General features: G+C 31.6%; 11 protein-coding genes and 1 other RNA gene. 2 read left to right on the top strand and 10 right to left on the bottom strand.

Annotated features, from left to right (window positions below):
* Positions 1-42: 42 nt before the first annotated feature.
* The 4 genes from recD2 to MHI13_RS05630 all read right to left on the bottom strand — a co-directional run bounded on the left by recD2 (position 43) and on the right by MHI13_RS05630 (position 5481).
* Positions 43-2466: an SF1B family DNA helicase RecD2 gene (gene recD2 / locus MHI13_RS05645; protein WP_048761564.1), complete on the bottom strand. Its 2424-nt coding sequence runs from the start codon at positions 2464-2466 to the stop codon at positions 43-45.
* Position 2467: 1 nt separating this feature from the next.
* Positions 2468-3139, bottom strand: coding sequence for a tetratricopeptide repeat protein (locus MHI13_RS05640; RefSeq protein WP_017176176.1), 672 nt, complete (start codon positions 3137-3139; stop codon positions 2468-2470).
* Between the two features lie 86 nt (positions 3140-3225).
* On the bottom strand, positions 3226-4338 hold the full coding sequence (gene mnmA / locus MHI13_RS05635; RefSeq protein ID WP_017176175.1) for a tRNA 2-thiouridine(34) synthase MnmA: 1113 nt from the start codon (positions 4336-4338) through the stop codon (positions 3226-3228).
* 3 nt (positions 4339-4341) lie between these two features.
* Positions 4342-5481, bottom strand: coding sequence for a cysteine desulfurase family protein (locus MHI13_RS05630; protein WP_017176174.1), 1140 nt, complete (start codon positions 5479-5481; stop codon positions 4342-4344).
* Positions 5482-5680: 199 nt separating this feature from the next.
* Here MHI13_RS05630 and MHI13_RS05625 point away from each other — a divergent pair, with 199 nt between their 5' ends.
* Positions 5681-6685: an LLM class flavin-dependent oxidoreductase gene (locus MHI13_RS05625; RefSeq protein WP_019835424.1), complete on the top strand. Its 1005-nt coding sequence runs from the start codon at positions 5681-5683 to the stop codon at positions 6683-6685.
* A 98-nt stretch (positions 6686-6783) separates the two neighbouring features.
* On the opposite strand, the gene MHI13_RS05620 is transcribed toward MHI13_RS05625, so the two are convergent.
* Positions 6784-6927 (bottom strand): SAS049 family protein, encoded by a 144-nt coding sequence (locus MHI13_RS05620; RefSeq protein ID WP_017176172.1) that lies wholly within the window; start codon positions 6925-6927, stop codon positions 6784-6786.
* Positions 6928-7036: 109 nt separating this feature from the next.
* Positions 7037-7459, bottom strand: a complete 423-nt coding sequence (cymR, locus tag MHI13_RS05615) for a cysteine metabolism transcriptional regulator CymR (protein WP_002448977.1) — start codon at positions 7457-7459, stop codon at positions 7037-7039.
* A gap of 83 nt (positions 7460-7542) precedes the next feature.
* Here cymR and MHI13_RS05610 point away from each other — a divergent pair, with 83 nt between their 5' ends.
* The gene (locus tag MHI13_RS05610) at positions 7543-8811 is read left to right on the top strand and encodes a replication-associated recombination protein A (protein WP_048761561.1); all 1269 of its coding nucleotides are present in this window, start codon (positions 7543-7545) and stop codon (positions 8809-8811) included.
* A 54-nt stretch (positions 8812-8865) separates the two neighbouring features.
* On the opposite strand, the gene MHI13_RS05605 is transcribed toward MHI13_RS05610, so the two are convergent.
* The 4 genes from MHI13_RS05605 to hisS form a co-directional block, all read right to left on the bottom strand.
* Positions 8866-9642: a tRNA threonylcarbamoyladenosine dehydratase gene (locus tag MHI13_RS05605; protein WP_048761559.1), complete on the bottom strand. Its 777-nt coding sequence runs from the start codon at positions 9640-9642 to the stop codon at positions 8866-8868.
* Positions 9643-9729: 87 nt separating this feature from the next.
* A non-coding RNA gene (gene ssrS / locus MHI13_RS05600) (6S RNA) lies at positions 9730-9920 on the bottom strand.
* 212 nt (positions 9921-10132) lie between these two features.
* Complete coding sequence (aspS, locus tag MHI13_RS05595) at positions 10133-11899, bottom strand: aspartate--tRNA ligase (RefSeq protein WP_017176170.1); 1767 nt, start codon at positions 11897-11899, stop codon at positions 10133-10135.
* Positions 11899-13176, bottom strand: a complete 1278-nt coding sequence (gene hisS, locus MHI13_RS05590) for a histidine--tRNA ligase (protein WP_019835425.1) — start codon at positions 13174-13176, stop codon at positions 11899-11901. Before hisS ends, aspS begins: the two co-directional genes overlap by 1 nt.
* Positions 13177-13263 lie beyond the last annotated feature (87 nt).

Here is a 13263-nt window from a genome sequence, read left to right as displayed (position 1 = left end):
TATGCGAATTCAAATTTATTTTAAGTATTTTTATTTAAATTGTCAATGTTCAACAAAGTCGTAAGGTGAAACATTTCCCATATTAATCATTGGATTAATTTGATAAATTGTTTCTTCACTTAAAGTAATGTGTTCATCTGCATTATTATCCTCTGTATCATCTATATTTATCGGTTCATCATTCTCTTCTACGTCTATATTAACCTGACTCATACCAAAATAATTTATAATTAGTGTTTTTAATTGTGTATGTCTTTCTTGACCTTGAGTATTTAAGGCAATGTCAAATGCTTTTGGATCTCCTAATAGTACTAAAGATTGTTTTGCACGTGTCAGACCTGTATATAAAATAGGTCTTTGCAACATTCTAAAATATTGTTTGACAATAGGCATAATAACAATTGGGAATTCTGATCCTTGTGATTTATGGATTGAGGTACAATAAGCATGTGTGAGTTCTAATAAATCTTGTCTAGTAAATGTAATTTCATTTCCTTCAAAATCGACAATCAGTACATCTTTATTAAGTGCATTTTCTTTAGCCCAAAATATACCTACTATGACGCCAATATCACCATTAAAAATATTGTCATTTGGTCGATTAACTAGTTGTAAAACTTTGTCTCCTTTTCTAAACTTTATATCGCCAAACTCTATTTCTCTTGTATCTTTTTCTTTAGGATTTAAAATATTTTGTAATACTTGATTAAGTCTTTTTATCCCTGCACTTCCTTTGTACATAGGTGCTAAAACTTGAATATCACTCATATCATATCCTTTATTTACAGCGCTAGATACTACTTTCTCCACTACGGTTGGAATTTGTTCTACATTGCAATGAATAAAACTTCTATCGTGATAACGTTTTGTAATATCTATTGACTCATGATGTTTCATGCGATGAGCTAAGTCAATAATACTAGAACCATCTTGTTGGCGATAAACTTCAGTTAAATTAACTCTTGGAAATGCTTTAGACTCAATTAAATCCTTAAATACTTGGCCAGGACCGACAGACGGCAATTGATCTTCATCGCCTACTAGAATAATTTGTGCATCTAATGGAACGGCACTTAAAAATTGATGGAACAACCAAGAATCAACCATTGACATTTCATCAATTATAATGAGCTTAGCTTTAATTTCATTTTCAAGAATATCTTCTGGTTGAGTATCTTGATTCCATCCTATTAATCGATGAATCGTCATTGCTTCTAATCCAGTTGATTCTTGTAAACGTTTTGATGCCCTTCCAGTTGGGGCGGCTAATACGATTGGATAATCATCTTCTTGATAATCGGAATACTTAAGAGATAGACCATGAATTTCAGCATACAATTCTACAATCCCTTTAATAACAGTTGTTTTACCTGTTCCTGGACCTCCAGTTAGTAACATTATTTTCGAATTCATCGCCGTTTCAAGTGCTTCTTGTTGTGATTTAGCATAATTAACATTATTTTGATCTTCTATTTCACCAATATGTATCTGTAAATCTGATTGCTCTATTATTTTAAAGTGATTTTTGTATGTGTTGATACGATACAAATTTTGAACACTTTTAAGTTCTGAATAGTATAAACTTGGAATCGCAACATGACTATTCTCTAAAATAATTTTCTTTTCTTCAAAAAGTGTTTGTAGCACATGTTTTAATTGTTCTTGTTCAATTGTTTCATCTAAATACTTATCTGAAAGCATATCTTCTGTAATTTCTAATACAGCATTTTCATCTAAATAAGTATGTCCCTGTTTTATACATTCTTCTTCAAGAGTATATAATAACCCAGCTTTTAAACGTTCTGAATCGTTATAAGCAATACCATTATTTCTAGCTAATGTATCAGCTTTTTGAAAACCAATACCTTTTACATCATAAACTAATTGGTATGGATTGTTTTCTAGAATTTTTAAAGTCTCTGATTGATAAAATTGATAAATCGCCATGGATAATTTTGGACCAAAACCTAAGTCATGTAAGCGAATCATTATTTTTTCTGACTCTTGATTTGCACTAATTTGTTCTGCAATCTGTTTTTGTTTCGATTTTGCTAAACTAGGAACGTTTTCGAGAACAGAAGGATCAGTTAAAATATCATTTATTGCATTTTCTCCTAATGTATTTACAATATTCTGAGCAGTCTTTTTACCAATACCTTTAAATAAATCACTAGATAAATAACTTATTATGGCATCTTTAGTTTGAGGCAGTTCTTTTTCAAATGTTTCAGCTTTAAGTTGTTTACCATAACGAGGATGTTGAACAATTTGTCCTTTAAACGTATAGACATCTCCTTCAACAATATTAGGAAAAAACCCTACAACTGTAGGCAGATTATCAAATAATTCATTAGTTTCAATGGAATCTACTTTTAAAACAGTATAAAAGTTATCTTTATTTTGAAATAGAATGGTATCAACTGTTCCTTTAACCATTGAGTAATCAAATAGTGTAGGGTTTGACATATTATTCCTCCTCATTTTTTAGAGATTTAAATGTTTGTTTAGCATGCTGACTTAATAAATGTTTAGGATCAATTTGAATTGCTTTATCAAAATACTGAATTGCTTCATCAGCATCCTCAGTTTCCATATACGTTGCCAGACCTAAATTATATAATGCATCTACGTGATTAGGATTAATAGATAAAACATAGTTTAATTGCTTAATGGCTTCTTGAAACATTTCTAAATGACATAAGGTTAAACCATATTGAAATTGAACTTCTGTGTCCAAAGTTTGATCTAATTCAGCAGCAGTCATAAAAAAGGGTAATGCTTCTCTTTGCGCATCTAGTTGGCTAAAAGACATACCAATCATATAATTAGTATCAATGGGATTCATATTATACTTTAAAGCTCGTTGATAAAGTTTTATTGCTTCTTGAAAACGAGATTGTTCATAATATAGATTAGCTAAATTATAGTAAACAGCACCATTTTTGTCATCTAATGTTATTGCTTTTTGGAAGAATCTTTCTGCTTTCTCAATCTCACCAACATCAGCTAAAATAATACCAGCATTAATATAATTTTCAATAATGTTAGGATTCTCTTCAATGTTATTAAATAATGCTTTAATGGCTTCTTCATAATTACCATTATTCATCCACTGATATATTGTTTCTTGTTCAATCATTTCCGTGTCTCCATTTCTAACATAAATTTGCAATTAAAAAGAAACCGCTAATTCTCATTTACAATGAGTTAACGGTTTACTAAAAATTAAACAACATAGCTAAGTTGACCTGTTGTTTTATATACATCGTCTATAGTAGCGCCACCTAAACAAACTTCTCCATTATAGAATACCACTGCTTGGCCTGGTGTAATAGCTCGAACAGGTTCGTCGAAAGTAACTCGAATAGATTGTTCATCTTCTTTTTGAACAAATACTTTAGTGTCTTTTTGACGATATCTAAATTTAGCAGTACATTCAAATCCATTTTCTAAATCAACTGGATTAACAAATGATGCGTCGGAAGCAATTAAATAATCACTATATAATGCATCATGATGGAAGCCTTGCTCGACATATAAAATATTATCTTCAAGATTTTTACCAACAACAAACCATGGATCTCCATCTCCACCAATACCTAGTCCATGACGTTGGCCAATAGTATAGTACATTAAACCACTGTGTATGCCCATTTTTTTACCATTGAGTGTTCTCATTTCACCAGATTGTGCCGGTAAATATTGAGAAAGGAATGATTTAAAATTACGTTCCCCAATAAAGCAAATACCTGTAGAATCTTTTTTCTTAGCTGTTGCTAAGTCTTGTTCTTCAGCGATTTTACGAACTTCTTTTTTTTCTATGTCTCCAATTGGAAACATGACTTTAGATAATTGTTCTTGAGATAATTGATTTAAAAAGTATGTTTGATCCTTATTATCATCTACCCCACGTAACATTTCTACGCGACCATCTTCATGTCGACGGATTCGTGCATAATGACCAGTAGCCACATAATCGGCTCCTAATTTTAATGCATGTTCTAAAAATGCTTTAAATTTAATTTCTTTATTACACATGACGTCTGGGTTAGGGGTACGACCTTTTTTATATTCATCTAAGAAATATGTGAATACTTTATCCCAATATTCTTTTTCAAAATTCACAGCATAATATGGTATACCAATTTGATTACATACAGCTATGACATCATTATAATCTTCTGTAGCTGTACATACACCATTTTCATCTGTGTCGTCCCAGTTTTTCATGAAGATACCAATGACATCATATCCTTGTTCCTTTAAAAGATATGCTGTGACTGAACTATCTACACCTCCAGACATACCAACTACAACACGTATATCTTTATTTGACAAGTTCTATTCCTCCTTAAATTTATGATATATTTTATGAATTTCAGCAACAATATATTTTATATCTTGTTCGGTTGTGAGTTCATTAAAACTAAATCTAACTGAATGTTTTGCACGATCTTCATCTTCATACATAGCAGCAAGTACATGTGACGGAGTTGTTGAACCAGCTGTACATGCAGAACCAGACGAAACATAAATATTTGCTAAATCCAATAAAGTTAACATTGTTTCTACATCTATAAATGGAAAATATAAATTAAGTATATGGCCAGTCGTTTCTACCATTGAACCATTGACTTCAAATGGAATTGCACGTTCTTGCAAACTTACTAAAAATAGTTCTTTTAATTGCATTAAATGAATATTATTTTGATCTCGATTTTTAGTAGCTATTTCTAGAGCTTTTGTCATTCCAACTATTTGTGGAACACTTTCCGTTCCAGCACGGCGTTTAGTTTCTTGTTCCCCGCCTAATTGAGAATACTCGATTGGTGTATTGTTTTTTACTAATAAAATACCTACACCTTTAGGTCCACCAAATTTATGAGCAGTAATACTCATGGTATCAATATTAAACTCACTAAATTTAATATCTAAATGGCTAATTGCTTGGACTGCATCCACATGTAATAGAGCATTTGAATTAGAAACAATGTTTTCGATATCGTAAATAGGTTCTACTGTGCCCACTTCATTATTGACAAACATAATAGATACTAAGATAGTATCATCTGTTAAGGCTTCTTCCAATTGATCCAAATCAACTTTACCTGTATCATCTACATCTAAATATGTGACTTCATATCCTTCTTTTTCTAGTTGCTCGAATACGTGTAATACAGAATGATGTTCAATTTTTGTAGTAATAATATGATTACCTAAATGCTCATTAGCATAGACTAAACCTTTAATAGCAGTATTATTTGATTCTGTAGCACCACTAGTAAAAATGACTTCGCTTGGTTTAGCACCTAGTAATTGAGCTACATTTCTTCTAGATTCATCTAAATAACGTCTAGCATCTCTACCTACTGTGTGAATAGAAGATGGATTGCCGTAGTGCGATTGATATATATCCATCATTGCTTCTATAACTTCTGGTTTGACTGGTGTAGTTGCAGCATAATCTGCATATACTTCCATTATTAAGTACACTCCTCACAATATTATCAATGTTCCTATAATAGCACCTCATTCTAAAATTTTCTACCTTCTTGTTTATGAATTAATATATTAACTATTTTTCTTTCAATAATTATTTTAAGTATGAGCAATTTAATAACTGTAATCGTTTTAAGTTGTTAAACTATTAGATAATAAAGATAAAAAGGAGAAATAGTCTATGTCTGATATAAAATTTTCTGCATTAAATTTAGTTCCTATACGAGAAGGTCAAACTGATAAAGATGCAATTAATGATATGGTGACTTTAGCTCAGAAATTAGATGAATTAGATTATGAGCGTTATTGGATTGCAGAACATCATAATGCACCTAATTTAGTAAGCTCAGCTACATCATTGTTAATACAACATACGCTTGAACATACTCATAATATTAAAGTTGGTTCAGGTGGCATCATGCTTCCAAACCATGCACCTTTAGTTGTTGCTGAGCAATTTGGTACCTTAGAAACCATTTATCCCAATCGTGTAGATTTAGGATTAGGTAGAGCACCTGGTACTGATATGATGACAGCAAGTGCATTGAGACGAGATCAACATAATGGTGTGTATGCTTTCCCTGAAGAAGTAGAACAATTACAAACTTATTTTGGTCCAGGAAATAAACAAGCTTATGTAAGGGCTTATCCTGCAGTAGATAAAAATGTACCGTTGTATATACTCGGATCATCAACTGACTCTGCACATTTAGCAGCTAGAAAAGGTCTACCCTATGTTTTTGCAGGTCATTTTGCACCACAGCAAATGAAAGAAGCAATTGAAATTTATCACGACTTATTTGAACCATCTGAAGCATTAGATAAACCATATATGATTGTATGTTTAAATGCTATAGTGACAGAAACTGATAAAGAAGCAGAATATTTAGCTAGTTCTTTAGCACAAGTATTCATTAGTATTGCTCGAGGAAGAATGCAACCAGTTCAACCACCAACTGATGATTTAAAAGGTCTTTTAACACCTAGAGAGTATGAAATGGCAAAACAAAGATTTGATGATTCTCTTATTGGTTCTGAAGAAACAGTGAAAGCTAAATTAGAAGCATTTTTAGAGGAATATGGTGATATTGATGAAATAATGGTCGTAAGCTATATTTATGACCAAGATAGACAATTTGAATCATATGAGCGTTTTAAACGAGTCATTCAAAAATTAAATAAATAATATTGATTAAAACCTGTTGAATATAAATAAATTGTCAACAGGTTTTAAATTTTTCATAAAAAAAGAGTGATGATCAAAATCACCACTCACAATTTTAATTATTTATTGTCTTTTTTGTCGTCTTTACTGTCATTATTTCCGCCAGTATATTCATTAATTTTATCTTTTACTTTATTTACTTGTTCGTTATCGCTATTTTTAAATTTCTCTGCTGCATCTTTTGCTTTATCCATGAATCCCATGTTGAAATTCTCCTTTCGAATTTAAGCATTTAATTTTTAATAAATAATTTTTACTTATATTAATCCAATACCACAGCAAAAAAGTTTTAAACATAATAAATTTAAATTTTTAAATGTAAAACATATAACCATCTAAATCGTTATCTGATTCTACAAAATCAGCTAAATATTTTAATGTTGTATTATCTAAAACTTCTCTAACAGCATCTCTCATTCGCAACCATAATTCTTTTTGTGCTGGTGGTTCAGAATCTATACTTTCTACAATAGTAATAGGTCCTTCTAATAAGCGAATAATATCGCCAGCTGAAATTTCTTCAGATGGGACTCTTAATTGATATCCACCCTTAGCGCCACGAATACTTCGAATTAATCCAGCATTTCTTAAAGGACCCACGAGTTGTTCTAAATATAAATCACTTAAATGATTTTCTTCAGCAATTGTTTTTAATGATACACACCCTTGCCCCTCTCTTTTTGCTAGGGAAATCATTAAAGTTAACCCATATCTCCCTTTCGTTGATATTTTCATAGTTTTACCTCACTTAATTCGAATAATATAGTCCCATTCTATCATTTTTTCAGTTAATATAGTAATAGAAAGGTGTGAAAAAATTGAATACAGAACCTTTAGCTTCAAGAATGAGGCCTACAAATATAAATGAAATTATTTCACAACAACATCTAGTTGGTCCAAGAGGCATTATAAGACGTATGGTAGAAACTAAAAAATTATCTTCTATGATTTTTTATGGACCTCCTGGAATTGGAAAAACTAGTATTGCTAAAGCCATTGCTGGCAGTACTGAATATAAATTTAGACAATTAAATGCAGTAACGAATACAAAAAAAGATATGCAAATGATAGTTGAAGAAGCTAAAATGTCAGGACAAGTCATTTTATTATTAGATGAGATTCACCGCTTAGATAAAGCAAAACAGGATTTTTTATTACCACATTTAGAAAATGGTAAAATCATTTTAATTGGTGCTACAACTTCTAACCCTTATCATGCAATTAATCCAGCGATTCGCTCACGTGTACAAATTTTTGAATTATATCCACTTGATGAAAAGGATGTATATCAAGCATTAACTAGAGCATTAAATGATGATCAAAATGGTTTAAAATCGTATCAACCCAAAATTGATGAAGATGCACTAAAATATTTCTCAACTCAAAGTCATGGTGATGTAAGAAGTGCTTTAAATGCTTTGGAATTAGCAGTATTAAGTGCTAAAGTATCCAATAATCAACGTCATGTTACTTTAGAAGATGCTAAAGATTGTTTACAAAAAGGTGCTTTTATCAGTGATAAAGATGGCGACATGTATTATGATGTCATGAGTGCATTTCAAAAGTCTATTCGTGGAAGTGACGTTAATGCTGCTTTACATTATTTAGCAAGATTAATTGAAGCAGGTGATCTTCCAACAATCGTACGACGTTTACTCGTTATTAGTTATGAAGACATTGGCTTAGCTTCTCCAAGTGCTGGTCAAAGAACACTAGCAGCTATTCAATCAGCTGAACGACTCGGATTGCCTGAAGCACGAATTCCTCTAAGTCAAGCAGTAATTGAATTATCACTATCTCCTAAGTCTAATTCAGCTATAAAAGCAATTGATAGTGCATTAAGTGACATCAGAAAAGGCAAAGTTGGACAAATACCTAATCACCTACGTGATGGTCACTATCAAGGAGCAAAAGACTTAGGCCGATCTATCGGTTATAAATATCCCCATGATTATGAGAATGGTTATATTAAACAACAATATTTACCTGACGCTTTAAAAAATAAAATATATTATGAACCAAAAACAACTTCTAAAAGTGAACAACAATTTAAAATAGTGTATGATAATTTAAATCATAAAAACTAATAAAACCTATGGAAAAGATGATAATACCTCTTTCATCTCTTCCATAGGTTTTTGTTAGTTATTACCTTTATCTTTAATTCTACGTACAGGAATGTCTTTTAAAATATCATTTACGACATAACTTGCACAAATTAAACCTACTGTGCTTGGTACAAATGCATTCGATGATGGAGGCATTTGACCTTTTCGATTTATTGCATTTGCATCTCCAACTGTTTTCTTAACATCTTCACGAATAACTATTGGACTTTCATCTGAGAAAACAACAGGAACGCCTTTTTTTATTCCAAGTTTTTTCAACTTGTTGCGAATAATTTTTGCCATTGGATCCATATATGTTTTTGAAATATCAGCAATTTTGAAACGTGTGGGATCTATTTTATTCGCAGCGCCCATACTTGAAATCAACTTGATTCCTCTATCTAAGCATTCTTTCATTAAATGAACTTTGTATATAATCGTGTCACTTGCATCGATAAAATAATCAATATCGTAATTATTAAAAATGTCTTCATATGTCTCTTCAGTATAAAACATGTGAAGAGATGTAACTTTACAATTTGGATTGATGAGTTTAATTCGTTCTTCCATTAATGTTACTTTACTTTGACCTATGGTAGTAGTTAATGCATGAATTTGACGGTTTACATTAGTGATATCTACGTCATCTTTATCAATAAGAATAATGTGACCAATGTTAGTTCTTGCTAAAGCTTCAGCAGCAAATGAACCAACTCCACCTACTCCTAAGACCGCTACTGTCTTGTTTTTTAGTAAATCTAGTCCTTCTTGTCCATAGGCTAATTCATTTCTAGAAAATTGATGTTTCATAATTAACTCCTTTACTTAGCAAATGTTAATACTATATTAACAGAAAAAAACAAAAAAAAATACGTAAGGCTAAAGCCTTACGTACCGATAGAGTCCGTAGTTGCCGTAGTTATAAAAAGCTTGATCATTCGGCCTGCTATATACAGGTGGGTGCCCTGTTTCTTGTTTTGCAAGTCCTCCAAATGAGGCGTGTGCGCTGCAAGAAAACCTATTGGGCTCCCTGATCAAAAAGTGTTAGGCCCAAATAAAAAGCAAACATACGAACAACACAGATGACTATCTTATAGACATATTTTATCATAAAGAGCTTATTAAATAAATCCTTAAATATTGTATGAGGATGTTTATTTTTAAAATATTTTTAAATATATAAGTTTACATAATATAATTATTGTTATTTAAAATTTAAGTTAGTGTATATAAAAATTGGAACAGAAACTCAATTCCCGTCCCAATTTAGCACTAAATTATTCTATTTTAAAAATGAAGATTAATGACGAATTCTTAATGATAATTCTTCTAATTGTTTATCTGATACTTCACTTGGTGCATCCGTTAATAAGCAAGTTGCAGAAGCAGTTTTAGGGAAAGCGATAGTATCACGTAAATTAGTTCTATTTGTGAGTAACATAACTAGTCTATCTAGACCTAAAGCGATGCCTCCATGTGGTGGTGCGCCGTATTTAAAGGCATCTAATAAGAAACCAAATTGCTCTCTAGCTTGTTCTTTAGTAAATCCTAAAACTTCAAACATTTTTTCTTGTAATTCTCCATCAGATATTCTGATTGATCCACCGCCTAATTCGTATCCATTTAATACAACGTCATAAGCATTTGCTTGAACTTTTTCAGGTTCAGAATCTAGTTTAGCAATATCTTCTTCTTTAGGTGATGTAAACGGATGATGCGCAGCAACATAACGTTTAGCATCTTCATCATATTCTAATAAAGGCCAATCTGTTACCCATAAGAAGTTTAATTTTGATTCATCAATTAATTTTAATTCTTTTGCAATTTTAATTCGAAGTGCACCTAAACTTTGTGCAACAACATTTGGCTTATCTGCAACAAACATTACTAAATCTCCAGGTTTAGCACCTGTTAATTCTTTTAATGTGTTAACATTCTCTTCTTCAAAGAATCTTGCTATCGGACCACTTAAGCCTTCATCTACAACTTTCACCCAAGCTAGACCCTTAGCACCATAGATATTTACAAATTCTGTTAATCCATCCATATCTTTACGTGTATAGTTATCTGCAGCACCTTCAGCAACGATTGCTTTAACTTCTCCGCCGTGTTCTACAGTATCTTTAAACACTTTGAAATCCATTTCTTTTCCTAATTGGGACACATCTTGCAATTCCATACCAAAACGTGTATCTGGTTTATCAGAACCATATCGTTTCATTGCTTCATCATATGTCATACGAGGGAATGGTGTTTGAATATCAATACCTTTTACATCTTTTACAACTTTAGAAAGCATTTCCTCGCCCATTTGAATAATATCTTCTTGATCAACAAAACTCATTTCGATATCTACTTGTGTGAATTCAGGTTGACGATCAGCACGTAAATCCTCATCACGGAAACATTTTACAATTTGATAGTATTTATCAAAACCACTAATCATCAATAATTGTTTAAATAACTGTGGTGATTGTGGTAAAGCGTAAAATTCGCCTTCATGTACACGAGATGGCACTAAATAGTCCCTCGCACCTTCTGGTGTAGATTTTGTTAATACGGGTGTTTCAATATCAAAGAAACCATTATTATCAAGGTATTGACGAATTGATCGAGTCGTTTGATGTCTCATTTTAAATGTTTGAGCTAATTCTGGTCGTCTTAAATCTAAATAGCGATATTTAAGACGAATATTTTCATCAACACTTTGATTTTCTTCATTAATTGAAAATGGAGGCGTCGCTGATTTATTAATTATACGAATATTAGATACTTGAACTTCTACTTGACCTGTTTTAATTTTTGGATTAACTGTTTCTGGGTCTCTTTTAGTTACTGAACCTTCAACTTCGACTACATATTCTGATCTTACAGTTTCAGCAATAGATAGAGCTTCTTTTGAAAAATCTGGATTAAATACAATTTGTACAATTCCCTCTCTATCACGTAAATCAACAAAAATAAGGCCACCTAAATCGCGTCGGTTATGAACCCAACCTTTTAGTGTTACTTTCTGACCTAATAATTCTTCAGTTACTAAACCACAATATGTTGTTCTTTTACCCATTATTTATTCTCCTTTTCTTTATTAAAGAAACTAACTACTTCATCTAATTGAATTGTTTTTGTTTCACCAGTAGACATTTCTTTAACATCAATTTTATTATTGTCTAGCTCTTGGTCACCTATTACAATCGTATATTTAGCATTTAAACGATCAGCTTGTTTCATTTGTCCCTTAATTTTTCGATTTAAGTAATCTTTATCAGCTTTCACGCCATGTTTTCTTAAATCATTTAAAAGTTTCACGCTATATTGTTCTGCTTTTTCACCCATCGTTACGACAAATAAATCGAAATCTTCATCCACATTCAATTCTATGTCTTCTTCTTCAAGTGCAAGAAGTAATCGTTCAATACTAAGGGCAAAACCTATTCCTGTTTGCTTAGGACCATCTAATAACTCAAGAAGTCCATTATAACGACCTCCACCACATAGTGTAGTAATAGCACCGTCATAATTCGGATTATCCATCATGAGTTCAAATGCCGTATGAGTATAATAATCAAGCCCACGCACTAAATTAGGATCTTCAACATAATTGATACCTAGTTGATCTAAATGATGTTTAACTGCTTCATAATATGCCTTTGATTCATCATTTAAGTAATCTGTAATTCTTGGAGCATGTTTAACTGCTTCTTTGTCTCTATCAACCTTACAATCTAAGATTCTCATTGGATTTGTATGCAAACGTGATTGACAATCATTACAAAATGTATCAATGACAGGTTCAAAATGCTTAATTAATGCTTCGTTATATTCTTTACGAGATGCTTGATCTCCTATACTATTAATCACTAGCTTTAAATGTTTTAAACCAAATGATTCATATATATGCATTACCATTGCTAATACTTCTGCATCAATACTTGGATTTTCTGCTCCTATTGCTTCTACACCAAATTGATTAAATTGTCGATAACGTCCTTTTTGTTTTCGTTCGTATCTAAACATTGGTCCGTTATAGTAGAGCTTAATAGGTTGATTAGGTTCACCTTGCATTTTATTTTCAATATATGATCGCACGACTGCTGCAGTTCCTTCAGGTCTTAATGTAATACTTCTATCGCCTTTGTCTTTAAACGTATACATCTCTTTTTGAACGACATCAGTAGAATCTCCTACACCTCTTGCAAATAAGTCAGTACTTTCAAATATTGGTGTACGTATCTCTTTATAATTGTATAATTTCATTAATTCATCTAATTTATTTTCAATATATCGCCATTTTGCAGACTCTTGAGGTAAAATATCTTGCGTTCCTCTAGGAATCTTAATCATACAATCACTCCTTCTAAATTGTTGTTAACTATTAAATTTCTTTAATAAAAAAGTCCCTTATATAGCTTCATGCTATATAAGGGACGA

The organism is Staphylococcus sp. FSL K6-0223, from assembly GCF_038008285.1.
The sequence above is the reverse complement of the archived record's forward strand: the minus strand, read 5'-3'. Positions and strand labels throughout refer to the sequence as shown.